This is a genomic window from Pseudomonas capeferrum (assembly GCF_000731675.1).
Taxonomy (GTDB): domain Bacteria; phylum Pseudomonadota; class Gammaproteobacteria; order Pseudomonadales; family Pseudomonadaceae; genus Aquipseudomonas; species Aquipseudomonas capeferrum.
On record NZ_JMIT01000002.1, the window covers coordinates 648849 to 665415 of the forward strand.

Sequence of the window (16567 nt, forward strand, 5' to 3'; positions counted from 1 at the left end):
ACGTCCGTGGCCCGGGTCCGGTCTATGTTCAGACTAGACCAGATTGGGTGGGGGGGAGGTTCCGTGGGATTTGCTGTGAGGTGACTGAGGCATGGCTTTGGAGGGTATGTGAGGCGGCAAGGTGCAGGGCGACAGCTTTGCAGCGCCTATGAGATCGAGCGCCGCGCGGGCGGCGCTTGATTTCCGCTACCCCACAACAATCAAGGCAAGCACCTTGCCGTCAACGCGGCTCCATGTGAGCAATCATCAGTTGCACACTTTCATTGCCACGAAACTCGTTCACATCCAGCTTGTACGCCAGCTCCACCCAGCGCACCGTCGGGTTCGGCCACACCTCGCGGTCGACGCCGAAGGCAATGCCATCCAGCCGCACCGAACCGCACTCGCTCTTGAGCACCACCTTCAGGTGCCGCTCACCCACCACACGCTGCTCGACCAGCTGGAACACACCATGGAACAGCGGCTCCGGGAAGTGCTGCCCCCAGGGCCCGGCATGGCGCAAAGCCTTGGCCAGGTCGAGGTGGAATTCCTCCACCGCCAGGCTGCCATCTGACAGTAACCGGCCAGTCAGGTCCTCTTCGCACAGCTGGCGCCGCACTTCTTCGTCGAACGCCTCAGCAAAGGCCGGGAAGTTGCCCTCAGGCAGCGACAACCCCGCCGCCATGGCATGGCCGCCGAACTTGCTGATCAGTTGCGGATGACGCGCCGCGACCGCATCCAGCGCATCGCGAATATGAAAACCGGGTACCGAGCGCGCCGAACCCTTGAGCATGCCGTCGCCAGCATCGGCAAAGGCGATGGTCGGCCGGTGATAGCGCTCCTTCAGGCGCGAAGCGAGAATCCCGATCACGCCCTGGTGCCAGTCGGCATCGAACAGGCACAGGCCATACGGCATGGACTCGACCGGCAAATCCTTCAGTTGGGCCAGCGCCTCACGCTGCATGCCTTGCTCGATGGACTTGCGGTCCTGGTTGAGGTCGTCCAGCTGCTGGGCCATGTCCTGGGCCAAGGCCGCGTCTTCGCACAGCAGGCACTCGATGCCCAGGCTCATGTCGTCCAGGCGCCCGGCCGCGTTCAAACGCGGGCCAAGGATGAACCCCAGGTCAGTCGAAGTGATGCGCCGGTGGTCACGGCGGGCCACTTCCAGAATCGCCTTGAGCCCCGGCCGTGCGCGGCCGGCACGAATGCGCTCGAGGCCCTGGTGCACCAGAATGCGGTTGTTGGCGTCCAGCGGCACCACGTCGGCGACACTGCCCAGCGCCACCAGGTCGAGCAGCTCGCCGATGTTCGGCTGTGCTTGGTTCTGGTAGCGCCCCAGGCTGCGCAGGCGTGCGCGCAAGGCCATGAGCACATAGAAGATTACCCCGACCCCGGCCAACGACTTGCTCGGGAAGTCGCAGCCCGGCTGGTTCGGGTTGATGATCGCATCGGCGTCGGGCAACTGCTCGCCCGGCAAGTGGTGATCGGTGACCAGCACCTTGAGCCCCGCTGCCTTGGCTGCCGCCACGCCGTCGACACTGGAGATACCGTTGTCGACAGTGATCAGCAATTGCGGTTGGCGCTGCAGCGCGACCTCAACGATCTCCGGGGTCAGGCCATAGCCGAATTCGAAGCGGTTGGGCACCAGGTAGTCGACGTGGGCCGCGCCCAGCAAGCGCAGGCCCAGCACACCCACGGTACTGGCGGTGGCGCCGTCGGCATCGAAGTCGCCAACGATGAGGATGCGCTGGCGCTGGTCGAGCGCTTCGACCAGCAGGTCTACCCCCGCCTCGATGCCTTTGAGCTGCTGGTACGGCAGCAGCCGCGCCAGGCTCTTGTCCAGCTCGGCCTCGCTCTGCACGCCGCGGGCGGCATACAGGCGGGTCAGCAAGGGTGGCAGGTTACCCAGAAATGGCAGGGTCGACGGCAGGGGGCGAGGTTCGATACGCATAAGGGCTTCGGCTCAGCCGCGCTCGCCAAGCAGCCACTGCAGCTGCACTTCGTGCTGGCCACGGTCATCGGTGACGAACACTGTGCCTTCGCTGATCATTACGTCCCACTTGATGCTGCGCGGCATGTCGGTGGCCAGGGTCTCCAGCACCTCTTGCGGCACAGCGGCAATGTTCAGGTTCTTCAGGTTCTTGACCGCAGGCACCACTTTGGTCTCCCACACTCGCAGGCTACCGTAGGCCAGCAGGCTGGTGCGCTCGGTGCGGCGGGAACACCAGGTCAGGCGGTCCGCGTCCGGCTGGCCGACTTCGATCCAGTGCAAAACGCGATCGTCCAGGCTCTTTTCCCACAATGCCGGCTCATCGACATCCGACAGGCCGCGACCAAACGACAGCTGCTCGTTGTACCAGAGCGCATAAGCCAGCAGACGCACCGCCATACGCTCTTCGGTTTCCGACGGGTGACGAGCAATGGTCTGCTTGACGCTTTCGTACACGCTGCGATCGAGGTCGGTCAGATTCAGTTCGAATTTGTAGGTGGTGGACGGCTGGGCCATGGTCGACGGGCTTCTTGCGCAAAGAAAAGTGACACAGTCTAACCGATCCTGCCCTTCGTTGCGCCGCGGCAGTATCTGCGGCTTCGGAGCTATGATAAAACCACGGCTCTGCCCAGTTGCCACGGATGCCCCATGCCTACGCCCAGCAAACCCCTCGCCGGCCTGAAAGTCATCGAACTCGGGACCCTGATCGCTGGCCCGTTCGCCTCGCGTATCTGTGCCGAGTTCGGCGCCGAGGTGATCAAGGTCGAGTCCCCCGATGGCGGCGATCCGCTGCGCAAATGGCGCAAGATGTACGAAGGCACGTCGCTGTGGTGGTTCGTGCAGGCGCGCAACAAACAGTCGCTGACCCTCAACCTCAAGCACCCGGAAGGCCTCGAGATCCTCAAACGCCTGTTGGCCGACGCCGACATCCTGATCGAAAACTTCCGCCCCGGCGTGCTGGAAAAACTCGGCCTGGGCTGGGACGTGCTGCACGCGCTCAACCCGCGCCTGGTCATGGTGCGCCTGTCCGGTTTCGGCCAGACCGGGCCGATGAAAGACCAGCCGGGCTTTGGCGCCGTGGGCGAGTCCATGGGCGGCCTGCGCTACATCACCGGCTTCGATGACCGCCCGCCGGTGCGCACGGGTATTTCCATCGGTGACTCGATTGCCGCCTTGTGGGGAGTGATCGGCGCGTTGATGGCCTTGCGTCACCAGGAAGTCAACGGCGGCCAGGGCCAGGTAGTGGACGTGGCGCTGTACGAGGCGATCTTCGCCATGATGGAAAGCATGGTCCCGGAATTCGACGTCTTTGGTTTCATCCGTGAGCGCACCGGCAATATCATGCCGGGCATCACCCCCTCCTCCATCCATACCAGTGCCGATGGCAAGCATGTGCAGATCGGCGCCAACGGCGATGCGATCTTCAAGCGCTTCATGCAGGCCATCGGCCGCGCCGACCTGGCCGATGACCCCACGCTGGCCACCAACGATGGCCGCGACCTGCGCCGGGACGAGCTGTACGGGGTAATCGACCGCTGGGCCAACAGCCAGCCGCTGGACCAGCTCATGCAGGTGCTCACTACCGCCGAAGTGCCAGCCAGCCGCATCTATTCGGCCGAAGACATGTTCAATGACCCGCAATACCTGGCACGGGAGATGTTTCTGCAGGCACGCCTGCCAGACGGCAAACCCTTCAAGATGCCAGGCATCGTGCCCAAGCTTTCGGAAACGCCCGGCTCCACCGAATGGGTCGGGCCGGCGCTGGGCGAACACACCGAAGCACTGCTCGCTGCCCTGGGCTACGACGCAGCCGCCATCGCCGGCCTGCGCGCAGCAGGCGCGGTCTGACCTCTGCCGCCGCCGATGCGAGTTGCCCGCTGGTTGCGCCCCCTGCTCCTGCTGTGCGGGCTACTGCCCGCACTGGCCATACTGCCCGCCGCGGCCAAGGAGCGTATCTGGTGGCTGGTTCGAGACCTGCCGCCGTTCACCATTTTCGAAGGCCCGGAGAAAGGCCAGGGGGTGGTTGATCGCCTGCTGCCGCAGTTGATCGCGCAGATGCCCGAATACGATCACAGCATCGTCCGGGTCAACCGCGCGCGGGGTATCCAGATGCTTCAGGACGCCAGCAGCTTCACCTGCGACCCGACCCTGCTGTGGACGCAGGAACGTGCCGGATACGTGCATTTTTCCATGCCGTTACTGGGTGTAATGAGCGGCGGGCTGGTGGTCCGCAAGGAAGACGAGGCACTGCTTGCGCCGTTTCTCACAGGCCACGAAGTCGATTTGCACGGGCTGTTGAACCAGACCTCGTTGAAGCTCGGTATCGTCGCCGAGCGCAGCTATGGCACGCAGATCGATGAGGTTCTGCGTCAGCTGCCAGAGGCGTCGCTCAGCCGCCACTACGGCAACGATGCCACCGCCAACCAACTGCAAATGCAGCGACTGGGCCGCCTGCACATGGTGATGGGGTACTGGCCAGAGGTGCGTTACCTGATCCAGCAGCAAGGCGGGTTACTGGCGGATTACCACTTCCACCCTGTGCAAGGCGTGAACCCTTACCAGTTTCTGCATGTGGGTTGCTCGAACTCGCCACTGGGGCGCGAGGCCATTGCGCACATCGACCAACTGCTGCCCACGCTGCGTCGGGACACGTTGCCGGGGCTGTATGCACGGTGGCTGGACCCGCAGTTGCAGGAAGACTACCTGGAGCAGAGCAAGCAGTTTTTCAAAGGCGAATAGGCCTTTGCCCATGCCGGCGTGAATCACGCAAAAAAAAGAAACCCCGGACGCTGGGGAGGACGCCCGGGGCCAATCGAAAGTCCTTGGAGACTTCCCGGAACAGCCTGCCAACACCGGAGCAAAGCGCTGGCTGGCTGCCCTTACTGTGTCTGAAAGCCGGGTCAGGCAAAGGTTCCCTGAGGTTGCTGACGCTGTTGCAACGCAGCAATGACACAAGGCTGCAATCGCCCTTCGGCAATCTGCAGATCACGGTGCAGACCATCCACCACGTCAATCAGCAGGCGCTGCTCCTGCAACTGGCGCAGACTTACCGTGCGCTGCAGGGTGATGCCTGCAAGGCTGTCAAACACGGTCAATTGACGATTGCCATTGGCATCGGCGATGCCCAGGTGGGTTTGATAAGGGGTCAGGGCTTCGTTGAGCAGTCTGCAGATTCTTTCCATCCGGATCACTCGCTGCGTGGTGGGCTATAGAGAAACTGACCAACAAGCGCAGCGTAAAGTTCGAGACGCTGGCGCTGTTTCAGTGAGCATGCGGCGCAGACGTGACAGTTTGAGTACGCCTGCCCAGGCACTGAAGCGCACGCTGCAGGTGCGTCATGGACAGCGGCCAGGGCAGCTCGGCAATGACCCAAAGCCCCCGTTGCTTGGCCTCCAGGGCAAGATTGTGCTGGTCGGGTGCTGCCTGACCCACGAACATCAAGGCGCGCAACGCAGGCATGCCGGTGAGCCGTTTCAATACGGCATGCCCTGCCTTTGTGGGCATCGCGTGGTCGAGGATCAGCAAGTCAGGGCAGCGGCCAGCGGACAGGCAGGCGCGCAGGTCGCCCGCGTCCTCGATGATGCGCACGTCGAATATGCCTTGGGCGTTGAAGGCCTGATGCAGAAGAATCTGATGGGAAGGGCGTGCCTGGTGAATCAGCACGTAAGGCCTGGACATGAGCCGCTCCTGAAGAAGGAAGGACTCGCAAATCTAGGCAAGACGTCGAGCGGTTTAAATAGGAAAAGTCTGAAACAGCGCAAGGAAGCAGCGACAGAGCGAAGCTGCTGCGCAACCCATCGCCGGCTTGCCGGCGATGGGTTATGTGGCGGTCCTGGCGTTAAAGCGGCTTGCCGCGGTTACCGTGCTGGCTGACAAAGCCCTGAACGGCCTTCAGGTCATTGGCCAGCACCGTGCAGCGCTCTTCGCGGCTGAACAGGTCGACCAGGTGCGCAGGCAACTCCAGCGCCTTGCCCACACCGGCCTTCTCTACCGCTTCCGGGAACTTGACCGGGTGCGCAGTACCCAGCACCACCATTGGCGTGTCCAGGCTGCGGCGGCACTCACGGGCGGCCTTGACGCCGATCGCGGTATGCGGGTCGAGCACTTCACCGGTGCTGGCGAACACCTCGGCGATGGTCTCGCAGGTTTGCTCGTCACTGACGGCCAGCGAGTCGAACAGCTTGCGCGCCTCGGTCCAGCGGTCTTCGTCGACGCTGAAGCCGCCACCCTGCTTGAAGTTCGCCATCAGCTCGGCAATGGCAGCGCCATTGCGGCCATGCAGGTCGAACAGCAGGCGCTCGAAGTTGGACGACACCATGATGTCCATCGACGGCGACAAGGTCGCGTGCAGGGTTTCCTTGACGTACTGATTGCCGCTCATGAAGCGGTGCAGGATGTCGTTACGGTTGGTGGCCACCACCAGCTGGCTGATCGGCAGGCCCATGTTGCGCGCCAGGTAGCCGGCGAAGATGTCGCCGAAGTTACCGGTAGGCACCGAGAACGCCACCGAGCGGGCTGGCCCGCCCAACTGCAGGGCTGCGTGGAAGTAGTAGACGATCTGGGCCATGATCCGCGCCCAGTTGATCGAGTTGACTGCCACCAGGCGGGTGCCCTTGAGGAACGACTGGTCGGCGAAGCTGGCCTTTACCATCTCCTGGCAGTCGTCAAAGTTGCCTTCGATGGCGATGTTGTGGATGTTGTCGCCGAAGATCGTGGTCATCTGCCGACGCTGTACTTCCGACACACGCTGGTGCGGGTGCAGGATGAAGATGTCGACGTTGTCGCAACGGCGGCAACCTTCGATGGCGGCAGAACCGGTATCACCGCTGGTGGCGCCAACGATCACCACGCGCTCGCCGCGCTTGACCAGCACGTGGTCGAGCAGGCGGCCGAGCAACTGCAGGGCAAAGTCCTTGAAGGCCAGGGTCGGGCCGTGGAACAGCTCCATGACCCACTCGTTCGAATTCAACTGGCGCAGCGGCGCCACGGCCGCGTGAGCGAACGCGCCGTAGGTTTCTTCGAGGATCTTCTTGAAGTCGGCATCAGCGATGCTGCCGGCAACGAACGGGCGCATCACACGGAAGGCCAGTTCGTGGTAAGGCAGGCCAGCCCAGGAGGCGATCTCTTCCTGGGTGAAGCGTGGCAGGTTTTCAGGGACGTACAGGCCGCCGTCGCTGGCAAGGCCAGCCAGCAGCACATCTTCAAAGTTCAGGGCCGGTGCCTGGCCGCGGGTGCTGATATAGCGCATGGTGCAAACCTTCGAGACTGGGGCCGGGGCCGCTGGCGCGGCCCGTCGGCACTCTTCGTTAATTAAGCTGTTCGACGCGGATGCGCACGACCTTGCCAACCACATCCTGCAGGGCTTCCAGAGCGACGATGGCGTCGTTGATACCTTGCTCGACCACGCGGTGGGTCAGCAGGATCATCGGCACCAGGCCATCCTGCTCTTCGGCTTCCTTCTGCATGATCGATTCGATGTTGATGCCACGCTCCGACAGGATGCTGGCCACCTGGGCCAAAACACCGGGGTGATCCTTGGCCTGGATGCGCAGGTAGTAGGCACTTTCGCAGGCCTCGATCGGCAGGATCGGGTGCGACGACAACGAATCGGGCTGGAAGGCCAGGTGCGGCACGCGGTTTTCCGGGTCGGAGGTCATGGCGCGGACCACGTCGACCAGGTCGGCCACCACCGACGAAGCGGTCGGCTCCATACCGGCACCGGCGCCGTAGTACAGGGTCGAGCCAGCGGCGTCGCCGTTGACCATGACTGCGTTCATCACGCCATTGACATTGGCGATCAGGCGGTCGCTCGGGATCAGCGTCGGGTGCACGCGCAGCTCGATACCTTCGGCCGTGCGGCGTGCCACACCCAAGTGCTTGATGCGATAGCCCAGGGCCTCGGCGTAGTTCACGTCAGCGGTGGTCAGCTGGGTGATGCCCTCGGTGTAGGCCTTGTCGAACTGCAGCGGGATACCAAAGGCAATGGAGGCCAGGATGGTCAGCTTGTGCGCAGCATCGATGCCTTCGACGTCGAAGGTCGGGTCGGCTTCGGCATAGCCCAGGGCCTGGGCTTCAGCCAGTACGTCCGGGAAGGCACGGCCCTTCTCGCGCATTTCGGTGAGGATGAAGTTGCCAGTGCCGTTGATGATGCCGGCCAGCCAGTTGATATGGTTGGCCGACAAGCCTTCACGGATGGCCTTGATCACCGGGATGCCGCCGGCAACCGCCGCTTCGAAGGCGACGATCACGCCCTTCTCGCGGGCCTTGGCGAAGATTTCGTTGCCGTGCACGGCGATCAGCGCCTTGTTGGCGGTGACCACGTGCTTGCCGTTTTCGATGGCCTTGAGTACCAGGTCACGGGCGATGGTATAGCCACCGATCAGCTCGATGACAATGTCGATCTCCGGGTTGCTCGCAACGTCGAACACATCAGCGGTAATGGGGGTACCGGTAATCTGGCAGTTCGGGTTCGGCGAGCGCATGGCGATCTGGGCCACTTCAATACCGCGCCCGGCACGGCGGGCAATCTCCTCGGCGTTGCGCTGAAGTACATTGAAGGTTCCGCCACCGACGGTCCCCAACCCACAGATGCCTACTTTGACCGGTTTCACTGTGAACTCCCCATTGAACGGCCGGCACCTGCGCCGACCGTGAAACATGCCGTCACCCCATGACGACGGCGTACTGAATAAATTACTTGGCTGCTTGCTGCTGGCCGGCCAGGGCCAACTTGGCCACTTGCGGCGCCGGCTGGTAGCCCGGGATCACCTGGCCGCTTTCAAGGACGATCGCCGGCGTGCCGTTGACGCCGATCGACTGGCCCAGCTGGAACTGCTTGCTGACCGGGTTGGCGCACTTGGCCGCCTTGATTTCCTTGCCATCGACCATCTTGTCCAGCGCCGCGCGGCGGTCGCTGGAACACCAGACTGCCTGCAACTGCTCGTCACCCGGCGAACCGAGGCCCTGACGCGGGAAGGCGACATAGCGCACTTCGATACCGCGACGGTTCAGCTCCGGCACTTCGGCGTGCAGCTTGTGGCAATACGGGCAGGTGGTATCGGTGAACACGGTGATGTGCGACTTGGTCTCGCCTTTGGCAGGATAAACCACCATCTCGGCGGCTGGAATGCCATTGATGAGCTTGGCGACACCTTGACGCTCGGTCTTCTCGGTCAGGTTGACCGGCTTGCCGTCCTGGATCTGGTACAGGTAGCCCTGCATGACGAACTGGCCGTCAGCGCTGGCGTACAGCACACGGCCGCCCTGCAGCTTGACTTCATACAGGCCGTTGAGCGGGCTGCTGGCAACGCTTTCTACGGGCACTTCCAGTTCGAGGTTCTGCAATGACTTGCGGATGGCCTGCTCGGCACCGGCATTGCTGTCGGTTGCCGCGGCAACGGCAAAGGTACTGGCCAGCGCCAACGCGGCGGCGGCGAAAATCTGGGTCAAACGCATGGGAACTCCTGAAGGCGGACAGGGGCCGGAGGGCGTCACCTGCAAAAAAACGCGGTGACCGTGCGGCCCTTGGTGCAAACCGCTCAAGCCTACCACATCACACCACCGTTGAAGGGGTCTGCGGATACCGGCCGGCGGAACATGAAAATCATTCATCCACGCGGGTGATGCTGGGCGTGCAGCTGCTGCAAACGGGCCTTGGCCACGTGGGTGTAGATCTGCGTGGTCGACAGGTCGCTATGGCCCAGCAGCATCTGCACCACGCGCAGGTCGGCACCGTGGTTGAGCAGATGCGTCGCGAAGGCATGGCGCAAGGTGTGGGGTGACAACGCCTTGTCGATACCGGCAACCCGTGCGTGGTGCTTGATTCGGTGCCAGAAGGTCTGGCGGGTCATCTGCTCGCCGCGCAGGCTGGGGAACAGCACATCACTGGGGCGGCCGTTCAACAGCTCGCTGCGGCCATCGCGCAGGTAGCGCTCCAGCCACACCACTGCCTCTTCACCCATTGGTACCAGCCGCTCCTTGCTGCCCTTGCCCATTACCCGCAATACGCCTTGGCGCAGGTTGACCTGGTCGAGGGTCAGGCTGACCAGTTCGGTAACCCGCAGGCCGCAGGCATACAGGACTTCGAGCATGGCGCGGTCGCGCTGGCCGATGGCTTCGCCGAGGTCCGGCGCTTGCAGCAGTGCTTCTACGTCGGCTTCGGACAAGGATTTCGGCAAAGGCCGGCCCAACTGCGGCATCTCCACCTGCAAGGTGGGGTCGATCGCCACCAGCTTTTCGCGCAGCAGGTAGCGAAAGAAGCCACGCAGGCCAGAGAGAAAGCGTGCGGTGGAACGCGGTTTGTAGCCTTGGTCGAGGCGCCAGGCCAGGTGATCGAGGATCAGCTCGCGACCGGCGTCGGGCAAGGCCACGGTGTGGTCCTGGAGCCAGCCGTTGAACAGCGCCAGGTCGCTGCGATAGGAGACCCGGGTGTTGTCCGACAGGCCTTTTTCCAGCCACAGGGCATCAAGAAACTGGTCAATCAGGGGGTGGTCTAGGGCGGGCATGAAAACTCGGTGGCAAACGACGAAATGACGCTTAGTCTTTCATAACAGCGCCAGCATAGGGAGCCCGCATGAACGAACAGCAGATCCTTCTCAGCATCGGTGGCATCGGTGCCGCCGCCCTGGCCTGCCAGTGGCTCGCCTGGCGCCTGAAACTGCCGGCCATCCTCTTTCTGCTGCTGACCGGCATCACTGTCGGCCCGCTGCTCGGCTGGCTCGACCCGCAGGCGTTGTTCGGCCCGTTGCTGATGCCGCTGGTGTCCCTGGCCGTGGCGCTGATCCTGTTCGAGGGCAGCCTCACCCTGCACGTGTCGCAGTGGCGCGATATCGGCAGCGTGGTGCACCGCCTGGTCACCGTTGGCGCGCTGTCGACCTGGCTGGTGATCGCGCTGGCGACCCACTGGCTGCTGGGGTTCGACTGGCCGTTGGCGATTCTGTTCGGCACCTTGACCCTGGTCACCGGGCCGACCGTGATCGTGCCCATGCTGCGGGTAGTGCGGCCAAAGGCGACAATCGCCAATATCCTGCGCTGGGAAGGCATCGTCATCGACCCGATTGGCGCGCTGCTGGCCGTGGTGGTGTACAGCTTCATCATTGCCAGTGCCGATGGCAATGGCCTGATCCAGAGCCTGGGTACCTTTGCCGGGGTGATCTTCTGCGGCACTGCACTGGGCGCTGCCGGCGGCTGGTTGCTGGGCCAGGTCATGCGCGAACAGTGGCTGCCGGAGTACCTGCACAACCTGGCGTCGCTGGCAGCGGTGCTGGGCATCTTCATCGCCGCCAACCAGATCGTGCACGAATCAGGGCTGCTGGCGGTGACGCTGATGGGCATGTGGCTGGCCAACATGCGCGGGGTGGATGTGCGGCAGATCCTGCACTTCAAGGAGAACCTCAGCGTGCTGCTGATCTCCGGCCTGTTCATCTTGCTGGCCGCGCGCCTCGACCTGCACGCCTTGCTCGGGCTGGGCCCGGCGGTGCTGGCGCTGCTGCTGGTGATCCAGTTGCTGGCACGGCCGCTGAACGTCTTCGTGTCGACGCTGGGCTCCTCGCTGAACTGGCGCGAGCGGGCCTTGCTGGCCTGGATCGCCCCGCGCGGCATCGTCGCCGCCGCGGTATCGGCGATCTTCGCGATCCGCCTGCACGAGGCCGGCCATCAGGATGCGCTGTTGCTGGTGCCACTGACCTTCGCCGTGATCATCGGCACCGTGGTGCTGCAGAGCGCCACGGCAAGGCCGCTGGCGCGCCTGCTCAAGGTCGCCGAGCCTGCCCCCAGCGGCTTTCTCATCGTCGGCGCCAACGGGCCTGCGCGCACCCTCGGCAAATCCCTGCAGCAATTGGGTTGCCGTGTACTGCTGACCGATTCGAGCTGGGAAAACATCCGCGCCGCGCGCATGGACGGCTTGCCGACCTACTTTGGCAACCCCGCCTCGCAGCATGCCGATGCACACTTGGACCTGGTCGGCCTCGGCCACCTGTTGGGGCTGTCGCCGGCCGGCGAGATCAACGCCCTGGCCTGCGCCCGCTTTCGCCATGACTTCGGCCACAGCCGCCTGTTCGTACTCGCCAGCGGCCTGGAGAAACAGCGCAGTGACAAGCACCGGGCCAGCGAGGAGCATCGCGGCCACCTGCTCGGTTCAAGCGCGATGACCTACCAGCAACTGGCGAATCACTTGCACCGCGGCGCCGAGCTGTACAGCACCCACCTGACCGAAGGCTTCGACTGGGAAAATTATCAGGCACTGCATGGCGACCGCGCGCACCTGCTGTTCGCCCGTGACGCCAATGGCTGGGTGCATGTAGCGAGCCCGGACAACCCACTCACGCCGCAGTCGGGCTGGACCTTGGTCGCCCTGGTCGAGCCGCTGCTGGTCGCCGACGCTGCAACCACGCCAGGTTGAGCGTCAGGCCTGGGGCAGCACCGGCACCGGCCGCTTGTCTTCGTCGATGGCGACAAAGCTGAACACACCATGGATCGCCCGTTCGCGGCCATCCAGGTACATGTTCTCGACGAACACATCCACTTGCACCTGCAAGCTGGTGTTGCCCACCTTGATCACCGTGCCCACCAGCTCGACGATCGAACCCGCCGGGATTGGGTGCTTGAAGTCGATGCGGTCGGTCGAAACCGTCACCAATGGCAAGCGGCAGAAGCGTGTGGCGGCGATGAACGACACTTCGTCCATCCACGCCAGCGCGGTGCCGCCAAACAGGGTGTTGTGATGGTTGGTAGTGTTGGGGAATACCGCCTTGGTCACGCGGGTTACCGAAAGCTCGGTGCGGCGCTGAATTTCCTGGTCTCGGGTAGTCATGTCTGGTCACATCGCTTTCTTAAGTTTCAAAACGCAAAAAAGCAGCCCGAAGGCTGCTTTTTTTCTCGCTAGGCGGCCATGGCCACCGGGCAAACTGTACTCAGGACAGTTTTTCCTTGATGCGAGCGGCTTTGCCGGACAGGTCGCGCAGGTAGTACAGCTTGGCTTTACGCACGTCACCACGACGTTTCACGGCCAGGCTGTCGATTTGCGGGCTGTAGGTCTGGAAGGTACGCTCAACACCAACGCCGCTCGAGATCTTGCGCACGGTGAAGGCGCTGTTCAGACCACGGTTACGCTTGGCGATAACAACGCCTTCGAACGCCTGCAGACGGGAACGCTCACCTTCCTTCACTTTAACCTGGACGACAATGGTGTCGCCTGGTGCGAAGGTCGGGATTTCCTTGCTCATCTGCTCTGCTTCGAGCTGCTGGATGATTTTGTTAGTCATGCTGTGCTCCTAAGGTGGACAAACGTGATCCACCATCGATACGTTAACTATCGTTCCGCTCGCGGAGGTATTCCTCGAGCAGCTTTTTCTCTTCTCCAGAAAGTGAGCGACTTTCCAGAAGATCGGCGCGTCGTTCGAAGGTCCTACCAAGGGACTGCTTCATCCGCCATCGCCGGATATGTGCATGGTTGCCACTTAGCAACACGTCGGGTACACGCTGATCCGCATACACCTCAGGTCGGGTGTAGTGCGGGCAATCCAGCAAGCCATCGGTGAAGGAATCTTCCTCCGCCGAGCCTACATGCCCTAAAGCTCCGGGCAGCAGCCGCGTAACCGCATCGATCAGTACCATGGCCGGTAGCTCACCACCGGAAAGCACATAGTCACCAATCGACCACTCTTCATCGACATGAGCATCAATAAAACGCTCGTCAATGCCTTCATAACGGCCGGCGATCAGGATCAGAGATTCCTGTTCGGCCAAGCCTTTGACCGCTTGCTGATCCAGCTTGCGGCCTTGTGGCGAAAGGTAGATCACCTTTGCCGCTGCTCCGGTCGCTTGCCTGGCACTGGCCAGTGCATCTTCCAGAGGCTTGATCTTCATCACCATCCCCGGACCACCGCCAAAAGGCCGATCATCCACCGTGTGGTGGCGATCACTGGTGTAGTCCCGCGGATTCCAGCAAGTGACTTGCAACAAGCCCTGCTTCACCGCGCGGCTGGTAATGCCGTACTCCGTAATGGCCGAGAACATCTCGGGGAACAACGTGATGACTTCTACGCGAAGGTTACCCATCAGTTAGAAATCCGCGTCCCATTCGACCCGCATCACACCGGCTTCAAGGTCGACTGCCAGCACACATTGCGCCGTATAGGGCAACAAGCGCTCACGGTCATCCAGGCTGCCTGCGCAAGGCTTGACCACCACTACATCGTTCGCGCCGGTCTCCAACAGGTGATCAACCGTGCCGAACAGCTGTTCGTCCTGGTTGATGACTTTCAGGCCGACCAACTGGTACCAGTAGTACTCGTCGTCCGTCAGGTTGGGCAAAAGGCTGCGCGAGATGCAAATCTCGTAACCGCTCAGAAGACGCGCTTCGTCACGATCGTCGAGCCCTTTGAGCTTGGCGACCAGCTCCTTTTTATTGGAACGGCCACTGACCAGCTCTACCTGCTTGACCGACCCTTCGCGCCGAAGCGTCCAGTTACGGTAATCCAACAGGTTTTCAATCGGATCGGTAAAGGAATACACCTTCACCTCGCCGCGAACGCCGTGAACCGAAAAAATCTTGCCAACGACGATGAGGTCGTCAGCCTTTTCTGGCGTCGCGTTCATACAGTTCAGGCAGCAGCCTTGGCAGCTTCCTTCAGCAGCTGAGCAACACGCTCAGACGGCTGTGCGCCGATGCTCAGCCAGTGAGCAACGCGGTCTTGTTTAACGGACAGACGAACTTCCTGACCACGAGCGATCGGGTTGAAGAAGCCAACCTGTTCGATGTGGGAGCCGTCACGCGGGTTACGCGAGTCGGTTACGGTCAGTTGGTAAAACGGGCGCTTTTTGGAGCCGCCACGGGCAAGACGAATGGTAAGCATTGAACATCGTTCCTGTAGTCGGTGCTGCAAATCATGATGCACAGCGGGCACACGGGTGCCCGAAAGGCCGCACATTCTCAAGGAATATCCGGACATTTGCAAATGCCTTTTTACTTCAAGTAAAAAGGCCAGCCTGCTGATCTGCTATTTAGCCGCCTGCTCATGAGGCGACAGTGTTCCCGCCGAAGCGGGTTCCGGCCAGCGGCGGGCTTGCCGCCACTGGCCTGAATCGGTTTTACAGCTTGGGCATGCCGCCGCCAGGCATCATGCCGCCCAAGCCGCGCATCATCTTGGCCATGCCGCCCTTGGCAGAGAATTTCTTCATCATCTTCTGCATCTGCTTGTGCTGCTTGATCAGCCGGCCGACGTCCTGCACCTGGGTGCCGGAGCCGATGGCGATGCGGCGCTTGCGCGAACCGCTGAGCAGTTCAGGGTCACGGCGCTCGGCCGGGGTCATGGAGTTGATGATCGCTTCCATCTGCTTGAACTGCTTCTCGGCCGCGCCCTGGGCGTTGCCCATCTGTGACAGGTTGACCCCGCCAATGCTCGGCAGCTTGTCCATCAGGCCGCCCAGGCCGCCCATGTTCTTCATCTGCTGCAGCTGGTCGCGGAAGTCTTCGAGGTCGAAGCCCTTGCCCTTCTTCAGCTTCTTGGCCAGCTTGTCAGCCTTGGCCTTGTCGATGGTCTGCTCGGCCTGCTCGATCAGGCTGAGTACATCGCCCATGCCGAGGATGCGCGACGCGACGCGGTCGGGGTGGAACGGCTCGAGGGCCTCGGTCTTCTCACCCATACCGATGAACTTGATCGGCTTGCCGGTAATGGCCCGCACCGACAGTGCGGCACCGCCACGGGCATCACCGTCGACCTTGGTCAGCACCACGCCGGTCAGCGGCAGGGCTTCACCAAAGGCCTTGGCGGTGTTGGCGGCGTCCTGGCCGGTCATGGCGTCGACCACGAACAAGGTCTCGACCGGCTTGACCGCGGCATGCAGCGCCTTGATCTCGTCCATCATGTCGGCGTCGATGTGCAGACGGCCGGCGGTGTCGACGATGACCACGTCGATGAACTTGAGCTTGGCTTCGCGAATCGCCGCTTCAGCGATGGCGACAGGCTTCTGGCTGATGTCGGACGGGAAGAAGGTCACGCCGATGTCGTTGGCCAGGGTTTCCAGCTGCTTGATCGCCGCCGGGCGGTAGACGTCGGCCGACACCACCATCACGCTCTTCTTCTTGCGCTCCTTGAGGAAGCGCGCGAGCTTGCCGGCGGTGGTGGTCTTACCCGCACCCTGCAAGCCAGCCATCAGCACCACGGCCGGTGGTGCGGCGTTCAGCGCGAGGTCTTCGTTGGCCGCGCCCATCAGGCTTTCCAGCTCGGCCTGGACAATCTTCACGAAGGCCTGGCCCGGGGTCAGGCTGCGCGACACTTCGGTACCGACCGCACGCTCCTTGACGCTGTTGACGAAATCCTTGACCACCGGCAAGGCAACGTCGGCCTCGAGCAACGCCATGCGTACTTCGCGCAGCGTGTCCTTGATGTTGTCTTCAGTCAGCTTGGCCTTGCCGGTGACATGGCGCAGCGTCTGTGACAGGCGGTCGGTCAGGTTTTCGAACATGGTGATCCTTTCTGGCCCAGTAAAAGCCGAGGTTTGTCAGACGCCGAGGGGGAAATGCACACCCCCAGGGCACAGCAAGGCGGCGATTATAGCGAAGTGCAACGGCGGCGCACACCTTGGCTTCCGAGCGGC

17 protein-coding genes are annotated in these 16567 nt (G+C 62.6%); 3 read left to right on the top strand and 14 right to left on the bottom strand.

Translation table 11 applies throughout. The features are described 5' to 3' along the window. Positions 1-220: 220 nt before the first annotated feature. Together recJ and PC358_RS15470 are read right to left on the bottom strand one after the other, a co-directional pair. Positions 221-1930, bottom strand: a complete 1710-nt coding sequence (gene recJ, locus PC358_RS15465) for a single-stranded-DNA-specific exonuclease RecJ (protein WP_033700945.1) — start codon at positions 1928-1930, stop codon at positions 221-223. A gap of 12 nt (positions 1931-1942) precedes the next feature. After that, positions 1943-2485 (bottom strand): YaeQ family protein, encoded by a 543-nt coding sequence (locus PC358_RS15470; protein ID WP_033700946.1) that lies wholly within the window; start codon positions 2483-2485, stop codon positions 1943-1945. A 132-nt stretch (positions 2486-2617) separates the two neighbouring features. Between PC358_RS15470 and PC358_RS15475 the strand changes: the two genes are divergently transcribed. Together PC358_RS15475 and PC358_RS15480 are read left to right on the top strand one after the other, a co-directional pair. Further along, the gene (locus tag PC358_RS15475) at positions 2618-3817 is read left to right on the top strand and encodes a CaiB/BaiF CoA transferase family protein (protein ID WP_033700947.1); all 1200 of its coding nucleotides are present in this window, start codon (positions 2618-2620) and stop codon (positions 3815-3817) included. Between the two features lie 15 nt (positions 3818-3832). Beyond that, a complete protein-coding gene (locus PC358_RS15480; protein WP_033700948.1) occupies positions 3833-4708 on the top strand; it encodes a TIGR02285 family protein in 876 nt (291 codons plus the stop codon). A 161-nt stretch (positions 4709-4869) separates the two neighbouring features. On the opposite strand, the gene PC358_RS15485 is transcribed toward PC358_RS15480, so the two are convergent. The 6 genes from PC358_RS15485 to xerD form a co-directional block, all read right to left on the bottom strand. Further along, positions 4870-5151: a DUF3509 domain-containing protein gene (locus PC358_RS15485; protein WP_033700949.1), complete on the bottom strand. Its 282-nt coding sequence runs from the start codon at positions 5149-5151 to the stop codon at positions 4870-4872. Between the two features lie 79 nt (positions 5152-5230). Beyond that, on the bottom strand, positions 5231-5647 hold the full coding sequence (locus PC358_RS15490) for a DNA-binding transcriptional response regulator (protein WP_033700951.1): 417 nt from the start codon (positions 5645-5647) through the stop codon (positions 5231-5233). A gap of 160 nt (positions 5648-5807) precedes the next feature. Continuing rightward, the gene (gene thrC / locus PC358_RS15495) at positions 5808-7217 is read right to left on the bottom strand and encodes a threonine synthase (protein ID WP_033700952.1); all 1410 of its coding nucleotides are present in this window, start codon (positions 7215-7217) and stop codon (positions 5808-5810) included. 58 nt (positions 7218-7275) lie between these two features. Further along, complete coding sequence (locus PC358_RS15500) at positions 7276-8580, bottom strand: homoserine dehydrogenase (protein WP_033700953.1); 1305 nt, start codon at positions 8578-8580, stop codon at positions 7276-7278. Positions 8581-8662: 82 nt separating this feature from the next. After that, a complete protein-coding gene (locus PC358_RS15505; RefSeq protein ID WP_033700954.1) occupies positions 8663-9424 on the bottom strand; it encodes a thioredoxin fold domain-containing protein in 762 nt (253 codons plus the stop codon). A 152-nt stretch (positions 9425-9576) separates the two neighbouring features. Beyond that, positions 9577-10473 (bottom strand): site-specific tyrosine recombinase XerD, encoded by an 897-nt coding sequence (gene xerD, locus PC358_RS15510; RefSeq protein ID WP_033700955.1) that lies wholly within the window; start codon positions 10471-10473, stop codon positions 9577-9579. 68 nt (positions 10474-10541) lie between these two features. Here xerD and PC358_RS15515 point away from each other — a divergent pair, with 68 nt between their 5' ends. Next, positions 10542-12368, top strand: a complete 1827-nt coding sequence (locus PC358_RS15515) for a cation:proton antiporter (protein WP_033700956.1) — start codon at positions 10542-10544, stop codon at positions 12366-12368. A 3-nt stretch (positions 12369-12371) separates the two neighbouring features. On the opposite strand, the gene PC358_RS15520 is transcribed toward PC358_RS15515, so the two are convergent. The 6 genes from PC358_RS15520 to ffh form a co-directional block, all read right to left on the bottom strand. Then, a complete protein-coding gene (locus PC358_RS15520) occupies positions 12372-12779 on the bottom strand; it encodes an acyl-CoA thioesterase (RefSeq protein ID WP_009683444.1) in 408 nt (135 codons plus the stop codon). A 100-nt stretch (positions 12780-12879) separates the two neighbouring features. After that, positions 12880-13230 carry a 50S ribosomal protein L19 gene (gene rplS, locus PC358_RS15525; RefSeq protein WP_008094487.1) on the bottom strand — a complete coding sequence of 117 codons (351 nt, stop codon included), beginning with the start codon at positions 13228-13230 and terminating at the stop codon, positions 12880-12882. Between the two features lie 43 nt (positions 13231-13273). Beyond that, positions 13274-14026, bottom strand: coding sequence for a tRNA (guanosine(37)-N1)-methyltransferase TrmD (trmD, locus tag PC358_RS15530; RefSeq protein WP_033700958.1), 753 nt, complete (start codon positions 14024-14026; stop codon positions 13274-13276). Positions 14027-14029: 3 nt separating this feature from the next. Further along, a complete protein-coding gene (gene rimM / locus PC358_RS15535; RefSeq protein WP_033700959.1) occupies positions 14030-14566 on the bottom strand; it encodes a ribosome maturation factor RimM in 537 nt (178 codons plus the stop codon). A 5-nt stretch (positions 14567-14571) separates the two neighbouring features. Next, complete coding sequence (gene rpsP / locus PC358_RS15540) at positions 14572-14823, bottom strand: 30S ribosomal protein S16 (protein ID WP_016501232.1); 252 nt, start codon at positions 14821-14823, stop codon at positions 14572-14574. Between the two features lie 235 nt (positions 14824-15058). Then, entirely contained in the window at positions 15059-16435 is a 1377-nt protein-coding gene (ffh, locus tag PC358_RS15545; protein WP_033700960.1) for a signal recognition particle protein, read from the bottom strand. Between the last annotated feature and the right edge of the window lie 132 nt (positions 16436-16567).

What these genes read in the sequence shown, in the direction of transcription:
- recJ (WP_033700945.1), bottom strand. Translation starts at nt 1,930, where the DNA reads ATGCGTATCGAACCTCGCCCCCTGCCGTCGACCCTGCCATTTCTGGGT.
- PC358_RS15470 (WP_033700946.1), bottom strand. Translation starts at nt 2,485, where the DNA reads ATGGCCCAGCCGTCCACCACCTACAAATTCGAACTGAATCTGACCGAC.
- PC358_RS15475 (WP_033700947.1), top strand. Translation starts at nt 2,618, where the DNA reads ATGCCTACGCCCAGCAAACCCCTCGCCGGCCTGAAAGTCATCGAACTC.
- PC358_RS15480 (WP_033700948.1), top strand. Translation starts at nt 3,833, where the DNA reads ATGCGAGTTGCCCGCTGGTTGCGCCCCCTGCTCCTGCTGTGCGGGCTA.
- PC358_RS15485 (WP_033700949.1), bottom strand. Translation starts at nt 5,151, where the DNA reads ATGGAAAGAATCTGCAGACTGCTCAACGAAGCCCTGACCCCTTATCAA.
- PC358_RS15490 (WP_033700951.1), bottom strand. Translation starts at nt 5,647, where the DNA reads ATGTCCAGGCCTTACGTGCTGATTCACCAGGCACGCCCTTCCCATCAG.
- thrC (WP_033700952.1), bottom strand. Translation starts at nt 7,217, where the DNA reads ATGCGCTATATCAGCACCCGCGGCCAGGCACCGGCCCTGAACTTTGAA.
- PC358_RS15505 (WP_033700954.1), bottom strand. Translation starts at nt 9,424, where the DNA reads ATGCGTTTGACCCAGATTTTCGCCGCCGCCGCGTTGGCGCTGGCCAGT.
- xerD (WP_033700955.1), bottom strand. Translation starts at nt 10,473, where the DNA reads ATGCCCGCCCTAGACCACCCCCTGATTGACCAGTTTCTTGATGCCCTG.
- PC358_RS15515 (WP_033700956.1), top strand. Translation starts at nt 10,542, where the DNA reads ATGAACGAACAGCAGATCCTTCTCAGCATCGGTGGCATCGGTGCCGCC.
- PC358_RS15520 (WP_009683444.1), bottom strand. Translation starts at nt 12,779, where the DNA reads ATGACTACCCGAGACCAGGAAATTCAGCGCCGCACCGAGCTTTCGGTA.
- rplS (WP_008094487.1), bottom strand. Translation starts at nt 13,230, where the DNA reads ATGACTAACAAAATCATCCAGCAGCTCGAAGCAGAGCAGATGAGCAAG.
- trmD (WP_033700958.1), bottom strand. Translation starts at nt 14,026, where the DNA reads ATGGGTAACCTTCGCGTAGAAGTCATCACGTTGTTCCCCGAGATGTTC.
- rimM (WP_033700959.1), bottom strand. Translation starts at nt 14,566, where the DNA reads ATGAACGCGACGCCAGAAAAGGCTGACGACCTCATCGTCGTTGGCAAG.
- rpsP (WP_016501232.1), bottom strand. Translation starts at nt 14,823, where the DNA reads ATGCTTACCATTCGTCTTGCCCGTGGCGGCTCCAAAAAGCGCCCGTTT.
- ffh (WP_033700960.1), bottom strand. Translation starts at nt 16,435, where the DNA reads ATGTTCGAAAACCTGACCGACCGCCTGTCACAGACGCTGCGCCATGTC.